The organism is Metasolibacillus sp., from assembly GCF_025291715.1.
Taxonomy (GTDB): Bacteria; Bacillota; Bacilli; order Bacillales_A; family Planococcaceae; genus Metasolibacillus; species Metasolibacillus louembei.
Genome location: NZ_JAMBIZ010000002.1, coordinates 21533 through 40533, shown reverse-complemented (window position 1 = coordinate 40533; position 19001 = coordinate 21533). Strand labels below are relative to the sequence as shown.

The window sequence follows — 19001 nt, the reverse complement described above, 5'->3', positions numbered from 1 at the left end:
CGGTATTGCTGGAAGCCGACGATACAACTAATTCTGACATCCCCTCGGAGTGAGCTATTAAACGCAGAAAATTGCCATTAGATAGCTCCGGGCATAGTCAAAGTGCTCGTTATTAATGAATAGTGTCCTAGCATTTAGTTGCACACAATTTTTGTGGAATGCGAGGGATTTACACTATTCTTGAGGTAGCATGTTTCAGCATGCTATAAATAAGGGTGGTACCATGGAAAGTCTTTTTCATCCCTACGCAAGAGGTGTTCTTTTGCGTGCGGAGGAAAAGGCTTTTTTATATTTCAAAAGAATGTTGAAGTAAAGAGACAAAAATTAGGAGGCGTTGAGGATGACAGCAAATGTTTCGGTAAGCGACATGGGGCAGCAAGAAACGCAAGTTGAACAAATCAAAAAACCAAAAGATGGTGCAGACATCTTAATTCAAGCATTACATGACCAAGGCGTTGAGATCGTCTTTGGCTATCCAGGTGGTGCCGTATTACAAATTTATGATGCGATGTATCGCAACCCGATTCGTCATATTTTAACACGACATGAGCAAGGTGCAATTCATGCAGCAGAAGGCTATGCACGTGTCACGAATCGACCAGGCGTTGTTATCGCAACGAGCGGACCAGGCGCAACAAACTTAGTGACAGGCATTGCAGATGCAATGATTGATTCATTGCCCCTTGTTATTTTCACAGGGCAAGTTGCGACATCTGTTATCGGTACAGACGCCTTCCAAGAAGCGGACATTATGGGCATTACAACACCGATTACCAAGCATAATTACCAAGTGCAGGATATTCGCGATATTCCGCGCATCGTCAAAGAGGCGTTCCATATCGCCAATACAGGACGCAAAGGGCCGGTTGTTATCGACTTCCCGAAAAATGTATCACAGGCTATTTTTACAGAGGGTGATATGCCAGAAGCGCCAAAAGAAATTTATTTACCAGGTTATCAACCGACATACCAGCCAAATTATTTACAAATTCAAAAGGCTATTCAAGCAATTTCACAGGCGAAAAAGCCCATCGTATTAGCTGGGGCGGGTGTACTTTTTGCAGATGCACGCGAACAATTAACTGAATTTATAGAAAAGTATAATTTGCCAATTATTAATACATTGCTTGGCTTAGGCAGCATTCACGGTCAGCATGAGCTATTTTATGGAATGGCTGGGATGCACGGTACATTTACGGCGAACGATGCGATTACAAATGCCGATTTATTAATTAATATCGGTGCTCGCTTCGATGATCGACTAACAGGAAACTTAGCGACATTTGCACCGAATGCAACGATTATCCATATTGACATCGACCCTGCTGAAATCGGTAAAAATGTACCAACAGACATTCCGATTGTAGCGGATGCAAAGGAAGCATTGAAGGCATTATTGAAAAAGGATTTTGACGCACCAGACACAGCACAATGGATTGCGTATTTAAACAACAATAGAAAAGAATATCCATTATGGTACGAGGAAGCTGGCGAGGAAGTATTGCCACAGCAAGCAATTGAAATGATTCACCGCATTACAGATGGCGATGCCATTGTTACAACAGATGTTGGACAGCATCAAATGTGGGCAGCACAATATTATGCTTTAAACAATGGGCATAGCTGGATTACATCTGGTGGACTTGGAACGATGGGCTTTGGCTTCCCGGCAGCAATTGGGGCACAGTTTGCGAAGCCTGACAAAAAGGTTATTGCTATTTGTGGCGATGCAGGCTTCCAAATGACAGCACAGGAGCTTTCACTATTAAAAGAATTCGATTTGCCTGTAAAAATTGTCATTTTAAATAATAGCTGCTTAGGCATGGTGCGTCAGTGGCAGCAAACATTTTATGAGGAGCGCTATTCTTCTTCATTAATGCCTATCCAGCCAGATTTCGTTAAGCTAGCAGATGCTTATGGCATTCAAGGCTATCGCATTGACACGCTAGAGGAAGCTGAGCGTATTTTCACAGAGGCGATTAACTCAGATGCGCCAGCACTTATTGATTGTCGCGTCAAGCAAATTGAAAATGTATACCCGATGGTAGCACCAGGAACAGGGCTGCATGAAATGATTGGAGTGAAGAAGGCATGAGACGTGTTATCACGGTAACAGTAATTAACCAAAGTGGCGTGTTAAATCGCATCACAGGACTTTTGATGAAGCGCCAATTCAATATTGAGTCCATTACAGTAGGGCATACAGAGCAGCCAAACTTTTCGAAAATGACATTTGTTGTACATGTAGAGGACGAAAATAAAATCGAACAGCTTATTAAGCAGCTATCAAAGCAAATCGATGTTTTAAAAGTAAATGACATTACAGATAAATCGATTATCGTACGTGAGCTTGCATTAGTAAAGGTCATTTCACCAGCCAATTTGCGGGCAGAATTAAATGCAATTGTTGAGCCATTCCGTCCGCAAGTAGTAGATACAGCAAAAAATGTTGTGACATATCAAGTCATTGGCCATCCAGAAAAAATCGATGCCTTTATCGAGCTAATTCGCCCATATGGCATTAAAGAGCTAACGCGTACAGGGGCAACAGCCGCAGTACGTGAAATTCAAAAAACAGAAGTACCGCAGCTCTCTATTTTGAAATAACAAAATAGTTTAGCATATAAAAAACATTCAACTTTCAGGAGGAATTTCCCATGTCAAAAATGTATTATGAGCAAGATATCAATGATTCAGTATTAAAAGGTAAAAAAATCGCAATTATCGGCTATGGCTCACAAGGTCATGCACACGCGTTAAACTTAAAGGAATCTGGTTTCGATGTAGTTGTAGGCGTTCGTCCAGGTAAATCATTCGACCAAGCAAAGGAAGATGGCATAGCAGTAATGTCAGTTGCAGAAGCAGCAGAAGCAGCTGATATCATCCAAATTTTATTACCAGATGAGCGTCAAAAAGCGGTATATGAAGCAGAAATCGCACCACATTTAACAGCTGGTAAGGCGCTAATGTTCGCACATGGCTTCAACATCCACTTCGGTCAAATTACACCGCCTGCTGATGTAGACGTATTCTTAGTAGCACCAAAGGGCCCAGGTCACTTAGTGCGTCGTCAATATACAGAAGGTGCTGGTGTACCAGGCTTATTCGCTATTCACCAAGATGCAACAGGTCAAGCGAAAGATTTAGCACTTGCATACGGTAAAGGGATCGGCTCTGCGCGTGGCGGTTTACTAGAAACAACATTTGCTGAAGAAACAGTAACAGACTTATTCGGTGAGCAAGCAGTTCTTTGCGGTGGCGCAACAGCGTTAGTGCAAGCAGGCTTTGAAACATTAGTGGAAGCGGGCTACCAACCGGAATTAGCTTACTTCGAAACATTGCACGAATTAAAGCTAATCGTTGATCTAATGTTTGAAGGCGGTATGGAAACAATGCGCTATTCAGTATCTGATACAGCGGAGTGGGGTGACTATGTAACAGGTCCACGCATAATTACTGATGATGTAAAAGCCAACATGAAAGCTGTATTAACAGATATTCAAGATGGCACATTCGCAAAAGACTGGATTAAAGAAAACGAAACAGGTCGTCCACGCTATACAAAATATAAAGAAGCTGGTGCCAACCACCAAATCGAAGAAGTAGGTCGCAAGCTGCGTGCGATGATGCCATTCATTCAAGCAGGTAAAGAGAAGGTAGTGGTGAAATAATCGTGCGCAAAATTGATATTTTTGATACGACGCTGCGAGATGGAGAGCAGTCAGCAGGAATTAACTTAAACACAGCGGAAAAAATTGAAATTGCGAAACAATTAGAGCGTTTAGGGGTCACAATTATAGAAGCAGGCTTTCCTGCTTCTTCTCCCGGTGACTTTGATGCGGTCAACCGCATTGCTAAAACGGTAAAAAATTCGATTGTAACAGGTTTGGCGCGCTGTGTGCAAAAAGATATTGACGCGACATGGGAAGCAATCAAAGTAGCAGAGCAACCACATATCCATGTGTTTTTAGCAACATCGCCAATTCATATGGAATACAAGTTAAAAAAATCTCCTGAGCAAGTAGTAGAACAAGCGGTGGAAGCAGTGAAATATGCTAAGAAGCTTTTCCCGCTTGTGCAATGGTCAGCAGAGGATGGCTTCCGCTCCGATCGAGATTTCCTTGTGAAAATTATCGGTGAAGTCATCGCAGCAGGTGCAACTACAATCAACGTGCCTGATACGGTTGGCTATGCATCGCCACAAGAGTATGGAGCATTATTCAAATATTTACGCGAAAATGTGCGCGGCGCAGATCAAGTCAAATTCTCTGCACATTGCCATGATGATTTAGGAATGGCAACAGCCAATTCGATTGCGGCGGTAGAAAACGGTGCAGATCAAGTGGAATGTACGATTAATGGTATCGGGGAGCGTGCAGGTAACGCTTCATTAGAGGAAATCGGCGTAGCGCTACATATTCGCAAAGATATTTATCCATTCGAAACAGGCTTGAATTTAAAAGAAATTAAACGTACCTCACAGCTCGTAAGCCGTTTAACAGGCGTTGTCATTCAGCCAAATAAAGCTATTGTAGGTCGCAATGCCTTTGCACATGAATCAGGCATTCACCAAGACGGTGTACTGAAAAACCCTGAAACATACGAAATCATTTCACCAGCATTAATCGGTGAGGATGAAGTGCCGTTAGTATTAGGCAAGCACTCAGGGCGCGCAGCATTCCGCGACCGTGCAGTGAAAATGGGCTATGATTTATCAGATGAAAAGCTAAACAAGGCATTCGCTGAGTTCAAAAAATTAGCTGATCGTAAAAAAGAAATTACAGAAGACGATTTAGTGACGTTATTAACAGAGCAACAAGTGTTGATTGAAGATGTACCGCTATATGAGCTAAAAAGTGTACAAGTGCAATATGGCACGGAAAATATACCAACAGCCACTGCTGTTGTCGCTACACCAGCTGGTGATATTGCAACAGCTGCTTCAACAGGAGCAGGTTCAGTGGAGGCAATTTTCAATACATTGGAGCAATTAGTCGGTGGGACAGTCAATATTTTAGATTATCGTGTCACATCTGTTGGCAAAGGGCGCGATGCTTTAGGGGAAGCAGTTATTAATTTACGCTACAACGGCTATACAACAACAGGCCGTGATGCAGCGCAGGATGTGTTAGAAGCATCTGCCAAAGCATATTTAAATGCAATTAATCGCCAACTAATTCAAGCAAGCATTCGCGCACAACAACCAACCGTATAAAGCGAAAACTTTTGCGGGCAGTTGTGATCAATAGCAAAGCAATTACTGCCCGTGAATACGGGATAGAAATGAATGCGGGGCTATGTAAATGCCTCGCATTACTTCAAAGAATAACGCGAAGAAGGATAGGTGTTTTTTATGGAAAAGAAAATTACAGTATTACCTGGAGATGGCATTGGACCTGAAGTAATTGCTTCAGCAGTTCGAGTATTACAAGTGATTGGCAAACGTTTCAATCATACATTTCATTTAGGCTACGCTGCGATTGGTGGTGCAGCAATCGACCAATTCAATAACCCACTGCCAAATGAAACGATTCAAATGTGTGAGCAAAGTGACGCAATTTTATTAGGTGCTGTAGGTGGACCGAAGTGGGATAACAACCCAACGCATTTACGCCCAGAAAAAGGCTTGCTACAAATTCGTAAGCACTTTGATTTATTTGCGAACCTCCGTCCAGTGAAGGCATTCCCAAGTTTACTTGCTTCTTCTCCATTAAAGCGCGAGGTGGCAGAAAACGTTGATTTAATGATTGTACGTGAATTAACAGGCGGCATTTATTTCGGTGAACCACGTAAAAAAACAGCACAAGCAGCTGTTGATACATGCGTATATTCACGTGAGGAAATTGAGCGCATTGTAGACAATGCCTTTGAACTAGCGAGATTACGCCGAGGTAAGCTTTGCTCTGTAGATAAAGCGAATGTGTTAGATACATCACGTTTATGGCGTGAAGTGGTAGAAGAAAAGAAGAAAAGCTATCCTGATGTGCAAGTGGAGCATAATTTAGTCGATTCTGTTGCCATGAAGCTGATTACAAACCCAGGTCATTATGATGTCGTAGTAACGGAAAACATGTTTGGTGATATTTTAAGCGATGAAGCCTCTGTTATTACAGGCTCTTTAGGTGTATTACCATCCGCTTCAATTCGCGGTGATAACTTCGGCTTATATGAGCCAGTGCATGGTTCAGCACCAGAAATTGCAGGTCAAGGCATTGCAAATCCAGCCGCAACGATTTTATCGGTGGCGATGATGCTGCAATATTCATTCGGCTTAAAAGAAGAGGCGGCAGAAATTGAGCGTGCGGTGAGTGCTGTATTCGATGATGGTTACTTCACAGCAGACTTAGCACAGGATGGAACGCGCGTTTTATCTACAGATGAATGGACAGATAAAGTAATTAATGAAATTGATACGAGCTTTGTTTCAGACAGTATTATGATTTCATACATTTAAGGATTGGTGAGTACAATGGCAAAAAATATTATTGAAAAAATTTGGGCATCACATATCGTACATCAAGAAGCAGGCAAGCCCGACCTACTATATATCGACCTGCATTTAATTCATGAGGTAACAAGCCCGCAAGCATTTGAAGGCTTGCGCTTAAATAACCGCAAAGTGCGCCGCACAGACCTATGCTTTGCGACAATGGATCATAACGTACCAACGAAAAATTTACCGACAATCAATGACCCCATCGCGAAAAAGCAAATTACGACATTAGCAGACAACGCCAAGGAATTTGGCGTACAGCTTGCAGATATGGGGCATCCAGATCAAGGAATTGTCCACGTTATCGGTCCAGAGCTTGGCTTAACACAGCCAGGGAAAACAATCGTTTGCGGTGACTCGCACACATCAACACACGGTGCATTTGGCGCAATCGCATTCGGTATTGGTACATCGGAAGTAGAGCATGTACTTTCGACGCAAACACTATGGCAAACGAAGCCACCAACAATGGAAATTCGCGTAAACGGTAAGCTTGGCGCTGGCGTAACAGCAAAGGATATCATTTTGGCGATTATCGCGAAATGGGGCATCGGTGTCGGCACAGGACATATCGTGGAATATACAGGTGAGGTGATTCGCAATTTAACGATGGAAGAGCGCATGACGATTTGTAATATGTCCATTGAAGCAGGAGCGAAAGCAGGCTTAATTTCCCCTGACGAAACGACAGTTGAATTTTTACGCGGTCGCCGCTTTGCACCACAAAAGCAATTTGATGAGGCAGCAGCCTACTGGCTAAGCCTTGCATCAGATGAAGGTGCTAGCTATGATGTTGTCTTAGAAATTGATGCAAATGAAATCGAGCCTGTCGTAACATGGGGAACAAACCCAGCGATGGGTACAGGTGTATCGAAAACTGTACCAACAGCAACCGATTATGACAACGAATCAGATAAACAAGCGCTACAAAAAGCGCTTGCTTACATGGGTCTAGAGGAAGGACAGCCGATTACATCAATCGAAATTCAGCATGTCTTTATCGGCTCTTGTACAAACTCACGTCTATCCGATTTACGTGCGGCTGCAAGTGTTGTTAAAGGCAATAAGCTACATCCAAATGTAACAGGTATTGTAGTGCCAGGATCTCACTCAACGAAAATCGCTGCAGAGGCAGAAGGCTTAGACAAAGTCTTTATCGAAGCAGGCTTTGAATGGCGCGAATCAGGCTGCTCAGCGTGTCTAGGAATGAACGAGGATGTCATTCCATTTGGTGAGCGCTGTGCATCTACATCAAATCGTAACTTTGAAGGGCGTCAAGGCGCTGGTGCACGCACGCATTTAGTCAGCCCTGCAATGGCAGCAGCGGCAGGCATCTATGGCCATTTCGTAGATGTGCGACAACTAGAGAAGCAAGAAGCGTAGGGGAGAGAAGACGATGGAACCAATTAATATTGTGAAAAGCGTATATGCACCGCTTGATCGAAAAAACGTAGATACAGACCAAATCATTTCAAAGGAATTTTTAAAGCGCATTGAACGCACAGGCTTTGGTGAATTTTTATTTTACCACTGGCGTTTTGATAAAGAGGGCAATGAAATCGAAGGCTTCGTGCTAAACAAGCCTGAATACAAGGAAGCAGAAATTTTAGTCGCACAAGACAATTTCGGCTGTGGCTCCTCACGTGAGCATGCACCATGGGCAATTTTAGATTACGGCTTCCACGTCGTCATCGCGCCAAGCTTCGCCGACATTTTCCATAACAACTGCTTCAAAAATGGCATTTTGCCAATCAAGCTAACAGAAGCAGAATGTGACGAGCTATTAGCACAAGGCTTACAGCAGGCACAAGAAATCGAAGTCAACTTGGAGGCACAAACAGTTACAGCAGCATCAAAAGTGTACAGCTTCAACATCGACCCATACTATAAAGAAATGCTATTAAACGGCTGGGACGAAATCGCTTTGACATTCAAATATGAGGACGAAATTGCTGCCTATGAGGCAAAACGAGTTGTTTTTGAATAGAATAATGAGGAAAAAGATGAGCTTAGTGATACACTAGGCTCATCTTTTTTATAAAATAGGCAAAGTCGCTGATATATTGCAGAAATCGCCGATATATTGTAGAAAGTCGCTGATATAATCGGAAAAGCGCTGATATATCATTAAAACCCGCTGATATCATCAGTGTTATTATGCCACCATAAGGAAATAATTGCTATAATGAAGAAAAATAGCAGTAGCATATTTTTCATGAAAGAGGAGTACACGGATGAAAATTATACCATATGCACCACAATACGAGGAAAGCTGGCTACGCTGCAGAGTTTTAGCCTATTTACATACAGCGATGTATGAGGATGTTGTGACAAAAAAGCCAACATTCGATGGACGCCCAGCGATTGAATTGATTGCAGTGGAAGATGACGCAGTCATAGGATTAATTGATTTAGTTCTTGATACGGAGGAACAAAAAACAACCATTTTATCAGAAGGCTTAGGTGCATTTTTACCAGTAATTGCGGTGCATCCTGACCATCAATCAAGAGGCATCGGCATGAAGATGTATAAGGCAGCGTTACAGGAGCTTGAAAAGACAGCGATTGAATTTATTGAGCTTTATACAAGGGATGATGTGCAAGCGAATAACTTCTATCAAAAGCTCGGCTTTGAAATTGGGCTTGAAACATATGATGTCTATGGCACGGAAAAGAAGCTGATGAAGGAAATTACCGTTGAAGGCATTGAAAACAAAAAGTTTAAAGTGAAAGATGCTAATAGTAAGCCGTGCCACTATTTAATTGGTGGCGCCATTTACTATGAGGTATTTGACAAAGCAGCATTAGAGGAAATTGACTACGAGCGCTACCATGTGTCATATGGCTATTTTAAGCGAATAAAATAGTTGCTGATAGCTAATAAATAAAAAGCGTCCTTATAAAAGGGCGCTTTTTACTGTATGACAACCGCATGTGAACCAAGTGCTTGATAGCTTGAGAAAAATGTATTGATATCGACGATTTCATCGCCATGCAATGGATTCATAATTGTGACGCTATTTTTGCTTGCCCCTGTCAGCACAACCGCATGCAAATTGCTATAAATAGGATGCTTTTCACCTGTTTCCCCAACAATCCAAAAGCGATTCGTTCGCGGTGCTTGCCAATCAATTGTGACCCATGTTAAAACAGGGTAGCCTTGCTCAACATATGCAAGAATTTCCTGCTGTGAAGCACCTGTAATATTTGAGGCACGCAATGGAGAGGCTTGTTCCTCTAAAATGGTATTTGCCGCCTGCGCAATAGGGTTCGCAAAGACATAGAAGCCATCTGTTGCACTTGCAGGATTGCCAGCATAGGCAAGCTCTGGATCAGGACCGTAGCGTATCCCGCCACGAATTTCTGTTGCTTGTCTCGGCAAATAGTTGCGCTTCATCGTCATTTTATCTGTGTCGATACTAAAATAGTTGAGCATCGCAGTGAGTGATGTAATTTCACAGCCATTTGGTAGCTCTGGATTTTGCAACACAATAGGCACAGCTAATCCAGCTTGCGCGTTAGGGTAGATGGTTTCAATAAACAAGTTTGGTTTGCTTTTATCAAAGGTAAAGGGAGTGCGTGATTGCTCCTGCCCATTCGCATGGTATATAACTGCCTCATACTGCTCCTTTTCTAGCAGCTGTGCAAATTTAGCAATGCCATCCACTGACGATGTGGCACGTGCGACCTCTGTGCCTTGCTGCTCAATTGCAACCTCCACATGTGGTACAGCAACACGACTATAAAATTCTACTGTATAAATCGTTAGCTCATCAGAAAAATTAGCAGCCTCATGATTTACTGGCAAAAGCTTTGAACTTTGACAGCTCGAAAGGATGACTATTGCGAAAAGTAACGTCATCAAAAATAGTCGTCTCAATTCGCAGTCATCCTTTCTAAAAAATTATTGCTTTACAAAGTATTCGTTATACCAAACAAGGAACATGTAAATGGACCAAATTTTACGCTGGCTATTTGTTGTTCCTGCAATATGTGAATCCAGCAATGCTAAAATTTTATCACGATCGAAAAATTGTGCAGCAATATCACTGCTAAACAGTGCACGTACTTCCTTGACATATTTCTCATCGCGCAACCAGTGGCGAATTGGTACAGGGAAGCCGATTTTTTTACGATTTGCCCACGCTTCTGGCAGTGCCTCACGCGCTGCTTGACGGAATGCATATTTCGTATTTTCTTCATTGACACGATAGCGTGTTGGCACAGATGCCGCTACATCCATCATTTCACGGTCAAGAAGGGGTACACGCAATTCAATCGAATGCGCCATCGACATTTTATCCGCCTTCAGTAAAATATCATCAACAATCCATAAATTTAAATCTAACAGCTGCTTCTTCGTTACATCATCCTGCCCTTGGAATTTTTTATAGTAAGGGCTAACGATATCTTGAACAGAAGGAGCATTATTGAAATCATCTGTTAAAATTGCTGCAGATTCATGCTCCTCAAAAATGCGCGCTTGTCCGATAAATGTTTGCTCAACAGGCAATTTTGCACGTCTTGCTAAGCCACCAATTTTGCTGTTTGGCATAATTGCCCCGGCAATATTTGCTAAAGCACGAATTGGAGAAGGGAGGCTTTTGAATTTTTTCATATTTGGTGTGTCTGTATATTCATCATAGCCACCGAATAATTCGTCTGCACCTTCACCAGATAAAACAACAGTTACATGCTGACGTGCTAAGCGTGCCAAATAGTAAAGGGGTACAATCGACGGATTCGAATGTGGCTCGTCCATCATATATTGAATTTTACCTAAATCAGCAAAGCACTCATCTGGATTCAATGTTTCATTGACATTTTCGATACCAAGCTCTTTTGATAATTCAACTGCATTATCAATTTCAGAGAAGTTCTCAGCGCTAAAGCCAACCGTAAACGTTTTATCAGGGCGTAGCACGCTTGCCACATAGCTTGAATCCACACCACTTGATAAAAATGAACCGACCTTTACATCTGCAATCGTGTGTGCCGCAACAGACTCACGCACCGCATCATCAATATCCTCGATAATTTTATCTAATGGGCGCTCCTCAGGCGCATAGCTTGGCTCCCAGTAGCGCTCAATTGTAAGCTGTCCATTTTCATATGTCATATAATGAGCAGCAGGCAATTTGAAAATGCCTTTGAAAAACGTTTCATTCAAAACAGGGTATTGGAACGTTAAATAAGGCTTTAATGCCTGTTTATTAAGCTCTTTCGTAAAATGTGGATGCGGTAAAAAGCTCTTAATTTCCGAGCCAAAAAACAGCGTACCATTCATTTGCCCGTAGTAAAACGGCTTAATCCCGAAATGGTCACGTGCCGCAAATAATTTTTGGTTATTGCGATCCCAAATAACGAACGCAAACATCCCGCGCAGCTTTTGCACAAGCTTTGGTCCATACTCCTCATAACCATGCAATAAAATCTCGCTATCTGTCTGTGTTGTAAAGACATGCCCCTTTTCAATTAAATCCTCACGAATCGTTTGGAAATTGTAAATTTCCCCATTAAAAATCAACACAAGCGAATTATCTTCATTAAATAAAGGCTGTGAGCCATGTGCCAAGTCGATAATGCTCAAACGACGGAAGCCAAGATTGGCAATCCCTTCATTAAATTGTCCACCACTATCAGGTCCACGATGAATAATTTGATTCATCATATTTTCTAAAACGGCTGGTGAATTGTCCACCTCGCCGATAAATCCAGTAAATCCACACATATTTATTAATCTCCCTTAAAAATCTCTATTTAAATGTGTACTTCGATTATATGTCAAATAATAATAGTCAGGCTACTTTAGACAGAAGCAATTGCTTCTGTTCATTTAAAAACATAAATAATGGAATCATCCATACGCAGTACTTATTTTAATCCTTACTGTAGTATTATGCCTAAAAACTATGCTGTTGGTCAACTGCTTGATTTGAAAGGGGAAACTACTTTTATGAAGTATTAGCTTTATTTTCATCATTAGATCTTTTTCGGGAAGGTATAGATAACAATTTGCTGATGCCGTACATTTAAACTTTTAATAACCGATCAACACACTAGATTAGCTATACACATGCTCCTATCAAATAGACAGCAAAAAAAACGACGCAACTATCTAGTATCGGATAGTTGCGTCGTTTTTTAGTATATTTTTCATAATAAGATGGCCTTTAATAAGGCTCTGCCTCATGCCCTTTATTAATCGCATCTTGTGGGGCTTTATCACCCTTCGTATTACCAAGCGGTTTGGAAGCATTAGCATCGCTTTGAGCTTTTTGTAAGCCTTCCTTCAGTAAGCGACCGTATTCCTCATCCGCTTCTTCTGCTAAAGCAATCATGGCTTTTTGAATATCAATATGACAAGTCGATAGATCACGTATTAAATTGGCAAGCAGCTCGTCGCGTTCCCATTGCTCAAAATTGCGATAAGTTTCGCCAGCTTGCTTTGTATTACTTTGACGATCAATTGATTCACGTACAAGATTTCCTTCGACATATGGCGTATACTCTTTGCCGCTTTGTGTGGCTTCCTTTAAGCCATTTAACATGGAAGGCTCATAATTAACATGTGGATTTTGCCCAGGTGCTAAATCACGTTTATACATCATTTGCCCGCCGCTTTGATTTGTGGCAACATGCTTTTTCGGCGCATTAATTGGAAGCTGCAAATAGTTTGCCCCTACGCGATGACGCTGTGTATCAGAATAGGAGAACGTGCGACCTTGTAACATTTTATCATCAGAAAAATCTAAGCCATCGACAAGTACACCAGTGCCGAACGTTGCCTGCTCCACCTCAGCAAAATAATCCTCAGGATTTTTATTCAATACCATTTTGCCAACAAGATGCCACGGAAACTGATCATTTGGCCAAAGCTTTGTATCATCCAATGGGTCAAAATCAAGCTCAGGATGTGGACCATCCTCCATAATTTGAACATAGAGCTCCCATTCAGGATATTCTCCCCGTTCAATCGCATCATATAAATCCTGTGTGGCATGATTGAAATTGTCCTTTTGAATTTCTTCCGCTTCTTTTTGTGTTAAATTTTTAATGCCTTGTAGTGGCTCCCAATGATATTTCACAAGCACCGCCTTGCCTTCATGATTTACCCATTTATACGTGTTGACACCAGAGCCCTGCATCATGCGATAGTTCGCTGGAATACCCCAAGGTGAGTAGACTAATGTCACCATATGGAAAGTTTCTGGGGAGCTCGCACAAAAATCAAAAAAGCGTTCCACACTTTGAATATTTGTAATAGGATCAGGCTTAAAGGCATGAATCATATCTGGAAACTTAATGGCATCACGAATAAAGAAGATTTTTAAATTATTGCCGACTAAATCCCAGTTGCCATCCTCTGTATAAAACTTTACTGCAAAGCCTCGTGGATCTCGCAGTGTTTCAGGGGAATGACCTCCATGAATTACCGTAGAGAAACGCACAAATACGGGTGTTTGCTTGCCCTTATCTTGAAAGACTTTTGCACGTGTATAGTTAGAAATGGGCTCGTCACCAACAACGCCGTATGTTTCAAAATAACCATGCGCACCAGCACCACGAGCATGCACGACACGCTCAGAAATTCTTTCGCGGTCAAAGTGACTAAGCTTCTCTAAAAAATCGTAATTTTCAAGTGTCGCAGGACCACGATTACCAACAGTTCGTAAATTTTGATTGTTCGTAATCGGATGCCCTTGCCGATTGGTTAAAGTCATATCCTCTGGATTTGTCGAATCGTTTTGCTTTGTCATCGTATAACTCCTTTCTAGTAGATAACTTTATATTGTCCATTATTGGCACAAACTAGACATTTAAATAAAAAGGAGCGATGTTATTTTAAAGAAAGTGAGGGGCTTGCTTTCGCAGTATATAGGGGACCTTATCATGCCAAAAGACTAGCTTCATAAATACTAGGAGGCTAGTCCTAAGTAAAATGGTAATTATCTAAGTAATAATGAGGTCTACTATTTATCAAGTGTATCATATTTATTTTCAAAATTAATGTTGGCAGCAGGCTTGTCAACGCTTTGCAATTTTAAGCCAATTCTTATGAGGATAAATGCTAAGAAAAAGGCAGCAAATAATACAAAGAAGGCGGTGGCTTGGGCTGCATTAATGATGTAATTGTAAGCATCTCCACCTACCCAAGCATTTTGGGAATCGCGGTATGAATATTCTTCGGGATTAGAATAGAAAAGCAATCTCTTAAATCAATTCAGCCTTAATGACCGCAGCCAACCCCTTTTTCAAAGCGGCTATTTCTTCCTCGCTCAGCTTTTGTAGTACATTTTCATTCATTTCTATGCTAGTTGCCTCAATGTTACTGCGCAGTTGATTTGCTTTTTCTGTGCTTGTGACGAACACGTTTCTGCGATTAGTGGGGTCGATTTCACGCTCAATTAAATTCATCTTTTGCATTTTATCTAATATGCCTGAAACAGTAGGTGCTTCTAAATAAAGTAACTCACCAATTCTTTTAGGGGTAATTTTCCCTTCCGTCCATAAGCAATTTAATACGGCATATTGGGCTGGTGTAATGTCGAATTTTTCTAACTGATGGTTAAAATGCTTGTGTACTTTATGCTGGGCTACACTCAATAAAAAGTTAATACATTCATCTAATTTCAAGTCATTCACCTCCATCACTTGACAGTATTTATCATAGCATGGTATCTTCGGTATGAAAATATTTTTGTTACAGAATTATTCTGAGTGAGAATTAAGGAGGGTTATTATGGAATTATTTAAAGCTATTGTTGTAAGAAAAATGAACGATGAAGTGACGTATAAGCTAGAGGATGTATCGCTTTCCGATTTATCTGCTGGGGAGGTAGTCATCGAGATTGCGTATTCCTCAGTGAACTTTAAGGATATGTTAGCTGTGCAAGCAAGCGGTGGCGTAGTGCGAGATTACCCGATGATTCCAGGGATTGATTTAAGTGGAACGATTGTTCATTCTACAGATGAACGCTTTTTCGAAGGGCAAGCGGTGCTTGTGACAGGCTTTGACACTGGAGTAAGGCATACTGGAGGATTTGCACAATATGCGCGCATTCCTGCTGATTGGATTGTGCCTATACCAGATGGGCTGACGTTAAAGGATGCGATGGTTTTCGGAACGGCTGGTTTTACTGCAGCATTATCTATTATGGCATTGGAAAAGCATGGCATGTCTGTTGGCAGTAGCCCGCAAATTGTAGTGACAGGCTCAACGGGTGGCGTAGGCAGTGTCGCTCTGCAAATTTTATCAAAAATTGGCTATACAAATATTACAGCAGTTGTTCGTAAAGAGCATCAAGTAGATGTAGCCAAAGCTTTAGGGGCTACAGAGGTTATTTTTGCAGCAGACATAGGAGACTCTCAAAAGTCATTAAATACAGCGAAATATCATTATGTATTAGATACGGTTGGTGGTCAGGTTGCAGCAGCACTTATTCCTCAAATTCACTATGGTGGAAGCATGACAATGTGTGGGCATGCAGGAGGGGCACAATTAGCAACAAATGTGCTACCATTTATCTTAAGAGGCATTAATCTGTTAGGCATTGATTCCGTCAATGTGCCGATTGAAAAGCGTGCACCAATTTGGGAAAAAATTGCGCAAGACTGGAATATTAGTGCGACAACATTAACGCGAGAAATTCCCCTTGAGGAAGTGCCAGAAACGATTGAAGCAGTGAAAAATGGACAGCATTTAGGAAGAACGATTATTAAAATGAGATAGTTAAAGGAGCAGCCAGCTTGAAATGTTGGCTGTTTTTTCTATGCCTTAAAGTTATTAAAAAAGCCTAAAGCAGGGCGCCTTAAGCTAAACGTAGAATAAATTTCTGAAAAGGTAGAATAAAAACTTGAAAACGTAGAATAAACGCTAGACAACCGAATTGTGCGTTAATTCCTCGTCAATTTGCTGCAATAATTCAGATGCGCTATCTGCTGCTAAAGTCTCACCGTTCACGATGGCATAATAGTGATGGTCACACGTTTCACATTGCGAGTTGCAGCCTACCTCGTGAATATCAATATCCTCACGGGCTAATAGTGTATCGATTTCTTCACTGTCATAAATGCGATTTGATACGCAGAGCTCAACTTGATTTTTTAGCTGCTGCGGCTTTGATCGTTGGAAAAGTTTTTTAAACATTGGTATACCTCTTTTTGTTAGTTATCTTCATTTTAAGACTACTTTGTTACAAGAGGCTATACAACTAATGAATGAATTATTGCCTACGTTTTCACAATCTGGACAAAAAGCTACTCATATTATTGGGTGAGCTTCTTGATGTATTGTAGCAGTCACAAAATCTTTTGCACTTTACAGGTGAACTCACCTAGATTTAAAGACTCTCCCTTAAATATTTCAAAAATACTTTCGTAGCATTTGAGAACGCTTGATGCTTTTTCCAAATGATATCGAGCCTCGCCTCAAGCTTCGGCTGAAGTGGGCGGAAGCAAAGGTCGCTCTCCTCGGAAGTATCCATTAGCTTGTCTAAGCAAATCGCATAGCCGATATCCTCCTTTACCATGACAGAGGCGTTATACAGTAGATTGTATGTGCCGATAATATGCAGATTTTCAACTGCTGCGCCAAACCAGCCTGAGAGGACGTTGCTCACTGCACTTTGCTTTGAAATAATCAACGGTTTATCTAATAAATCCTTTGGCTGTATGACCGTTTTGTTAGCAAGTGGATTGTCCTTGCGCATTAGCACGCCCCATGTATCTGTAGCAGGTAGGCGCACATAATCATATTTTTGCTTATCTGCTGGCTCGATGACAACGCCAAAATCCAGCAAGCCGTTATCCAGTTTCACTGTAATGTCGTCTGCGTTTCCGCTATATAAATGAAATTTAATATTTGGATGATGTGTGACAACTTTTTTGATGGTTTTTGCAATGAAATGCATCGCCTCTGTTTCACCGCTACCAATATAAATTTCTCCACTGACAATGTCAGAGGGGTGATTAAAATTGGCTTCAGTTTTATCAACTAAATCAACAATTTCCTTTGCGCGTTCAAGTAAAAACATACCTTCATCTGTTAATGAAATTTTGCGATTGCCTCGTATGAACAGCGTAGTGCCTAGCTCTTCCTCTAAATTGGTTAATTGTCTCGATAATGTAGGCTGTGATAAATGTAGCGCCTCAGCAGCAGCCGATATATTTTCCTGTGTAGCTACTGCGATAAAATAGCGCAAGACACGTATATCCAAAAACAACATCTCCTTTATATGCCTTTTTGTTATATGAAATCATTCAATATAGGCATTGGTTATTTTTATGCTAGCATTTTATAATGAATTTAACAAAAAAGAAAGAGATGATTGATTCGATGAAGGGTTCTAAAAAATTATTAATTTTTATATTAGCGGTCGGTGTGTTCGGCATTTTAAATACCGAGATGGGCTATATCGGTATTTTGCCAGCGCTGTCAGAGCATTTCGATGTTAACGTGTCGCAGGCAGGGCTAACGGTGAGCCTTTTCGCATTGGCAATTGCGATTGCAGGTCCAACATTACCTTTAGTGTTTTCAGGTATTAATCGCAAGACGGTGATGGTGGCTGTCCTTGTTATTTTTATTATAGGTAATATCATTTCCATTTTTACAACAAATTTCACGGTTGCTTTAGTTGCGCGTGTGCTTCCCGCTTTTTTCCACCCCGTTTATGTATCAATGGCTTTATCTGTAGCAGCAACTTCAGTTTCGGTGAAGGAAGCACCGAAGGCGGTGGCGAAAGTATTTATAGGAGTGTCTGCAGGGATGGTGCTTGGCGTGCCGGTATCGAATTTTTTAGCTAATACGTTTACATTGGAAATTGCGCTAGCATTTTTTGCAGTTGTGAACATTTTTGCACTAATTATGACGCTACTGTTCGTGCCTTCAATGCCTGTGCAGGAAAGACTTTCTTACGGCTCACAGCTAAAAATTTTAACAAAGGGCATTACCTGGTTGTCAATTCTCGCTGTAACGTTTTTAAATGGCGCAGTATTTGGCATTTATAGTTATTTAGCAGAATATTTAGATGTGGTGACACATATGTCGCCGTATATCATTAGCGTGATGCTGTTCGTTTATGGGCTGGCGAACATTGTCGGTAATGTGTGGGCAGGGAAATTGCTAACGATTAATCCAATTCGGACGGTTGTGCTATATCCTGTCATACTATTTGGGCTATATATCGTTTTCTTCTTTGCAGTGGACTTGGTCATTCCAACAGCGATTATCATTTTAATTTGGGGCATTTTAGGTGGTGTTGGTGGCAATATTAATCAATATTGGATGATGTCCTCAGCGCCAAAAGCACCAGATTTTGCGAATGGTTTATTTTTAACATCGTGTAATTTAGGAACAACGATTGGCGCAAGCATTGCAGGCATTATTATTGCGCAATTCGGTATGCATTATATTTTATTTGTAGGTATGCTTGCATTAATTATCGGATTTATTTGTATTGTATTGCGCAATACATTGTACAAAACAACAGAAGCATAAGGGGGAATG

General features: G+C 41.2%; 17 protein-coding genes. 10 read left to right on the top strand and 7 right to left on the bottom strand.

Features of this window, described 5'->3' with window-relative positions; translation table 11 throughout:
* The first annotated feature begins 340 nt into the window (after window positions 1-340).
* From ilvB to M3Z76_RS01825, 8 genes are all read left to right on the top strand, one after another.
* Window positions 341-2095, top strand: coding sequence for a biosynthetic-type acetolactate synthase large subunit (ilvB, locus tag M3Z76_RS01860; RefSeq protein ID WP_293920425.1), 1755 nt, complete (start codon window positions 341-343; stop codon window positions 2093-2095).
* Complete coding sequence (gene ilvN, locus M3Z76_RS01855; protein ID WP_293920424.1) at window positions 2092-2607, top strand: acetolactate synthase small subunit; 516 nt, start codon at window positions 2092-2094, stop codon at window positions 2605-2607. Before ilvB ends, ilvN begins: the two co-directional genes overlap by 4 nt.
* Before the next feature lie 50 nt (window positions 2608-2657).
* The gene (ilvC, locus tag M3Z76_RS01850) at window positions 2658-3671 is read left to right on the top strand and encodes a ketol-acid reductoisomerase (RefSeq protein ID WP_293920422.1); all 1014 of its coding nucleotides are present in this window, start codon (window positions 2658-2660) and stop codon (window positions 3669-3671) included.
* A gap of 2 nt (window positions 3672-3673) precedes the next feature.
* On the top strand, window positions 3674-5215 hold the full coding sequence (locus M3Z76_RS01845; protein WP_293920421.1) for a 2-isopropylmalate synthase: 1542 nt from the start codon (window positions 3674-3676) through the stop codon (window positions 5213-5215).
* A 138-nt stretch (window positions 5216-5353) separates the two neighbouring features.
* A complete protein-coding gene (gene leuB / locus M3Z76_RS01840) occupies window positions 5354-6454 on the top strand; it encodes a 3-isopropylmalate dehydrogenase (RefSeq protein WP_293920420.1) in 1101 nt (366 codons plus the stop codon).
* Window positions 6455-6469: 15 nt separating this feature from the next.
* Window positions 6470-7876 carry a 3-isopropylmalate dehydratase large subunit gene (gene leuC / locus M3Z76_RS01835; protein ID WP_293920419.1) on the top strand — a complete coding sequence of 469 codons (1407 nt, stop codon included), beginning with the start codon at window positions 6470-6472 and terminating at the stop codon, window positions 7874-7876.
* Between the two features lie 13 nt (window positions 7877-7889).
* On the top strand, window positions 7890-8480 hold the full coding sequence (gene leuD / locus M3Z76_RS01830; protein WP_293920417.1) for a 3-isopropylmalate dehydratase small subunit: 591 nt from the start codon (window positions 7890-7892) through the stop codon (window positions 8478-8480).
* Between the two features lie 247 nt (window positions 8481-8727).
* Complete coding sequence (locus tag M3Z76_RS01825; RefSeq protein WP_293920415.1) at window positions 8728-9360, top strand: GNAT family N-acetyltransferase; 633 nt, start codon at window positions 8728-8730, stop codon at window positions 9358-9360.
* A 47-nt stretch (window positions 9361-9407) separates the two neighbouring features.
* Here the strand turns inward: M3Z76_RS01825 and M3Z76_RS01820 are convergent, their stop codons facing one another.
* The 5 genes from M3Z76_RS01820 to M3Z76_RS01800 form a co-directional block, all read right to left on the bottom strand.
* Window positions 9408-10373 carry a C39 family peptidase gene (locus M3Z76_RS01820; RefSeq protein ID WP_293920412.1) on the bottom strand — a complete coding sequence of 322 codons (966 nt, stop codon included), beginning with the start codon at window positions 10371-10373 and terminating at the stop codon, window positions 9408-9410.
* A gap of 24 nt (window positions 10374-10397) precedes the next feature.
* A complete protein-coding gene (asnB, locus tag M3Z76_RS01815) occupies window positions 10398-12224 on the bottom strand; it encodes an asparagine synthase (glutamine-hydrolyzing) (RefSeq protein ID WP_293920409.1) in 1827 nt (608 codons plus the stop codon).
* 442 nt (window positions 12225-12666) lie between these two features.
* Window positions 12667-14253 (bottom strand): catalase, encoded by a 1587-nt coding sequence (locus M3Z76_RS01810; RefSeq protein ID WP_293920406.1) that lies wholly within the window; start codon window positions 14251-14253, stop codon window positions 12667-12669.
* Between the two features lie 213 nt (window positions 14254-14466).
* The gene (locus M3Z76_RS01805) at window positions 14467-14703 is read right to left on the bottom strand and encodes a hypothetical protein (RefSeq protein WP_293920404.1); all 237 of its coding nucleotides are present in this window, start codon (window positions 14701-14703) and stop codon (window positions 14467-14469) included.
* Between the two features lie 4 nt (window positions 14704-14707).
* Window positions 14708-15130 (bottom strand): MarR family winged helix-turn-helix transcriptional regulator, encoded by a 423-nt coding sequence (locus M3Z76_RS01800; protein WP_293920403.1) that lies wholly within the window; start codon window positions 15128-15130, stop codon window positions 14708-14710.
* Window positions 15131-15236: 106 nt separating this feature from the next.
* Here M3Z76_RS01800 and M3Z76_RS01795 point away from each other — a divergent pair, with 106 nt between their 5' ends.
* Entirely contained in the window at window positions 15237-16226 is a 990-nt protein-coding gene (locus M3Z76_RS01795) for a YhdH/YhfP family quinone oxidoreductase (RefSeq protein ID WP_293920400.1), read from the top strand.
* A gap of 144 nt (window positions 16227-16370) precedes the next feature.
* Here M3Z76_RS01795 and M3Z76_RS01790 read toward each other — a convergent pair whose 3' ends face one another.
* Complete coding sequence (locus M3Z76_RS01790) at window positions 16371-16643, bottom strand: DUF1450 domain-containing protein (RefSeq protein WP_293920397.1); 273 nt, start codon at window positions 16641-16643, stop codon at window positions 16371-16373.
* A 193-nt stretch (window positions 16644-16836) separates the two neighbouring features.
* Entirely contained in the window at window positions 16837-17712 is an 876-nt protein-coding gene (locus tag M3Z76_RS01785; protein ID WP_293920395.1) for a LysR family transcriptional regulator, read from the bottom strand.
* 119 nt (window positions 17713-17831) lie between these two features.
* Here M3Z76_RS01785 and M3Z76_RS01780 point away from each other — a divergent pair, with 119 nt between their 5' ends.
* Complete coding sequence (locus M3Z76_RS01780) at window positions 17832-18992, top strand: MFS transporter (protein ID WP_293920392.1); 1161 nt, start codon at window positions 17832-17834, stop codon at window positions 18990-18992.
* The last annotated feature ends 9 nt before the right edge of the window (window positions 18993-19001 follow it).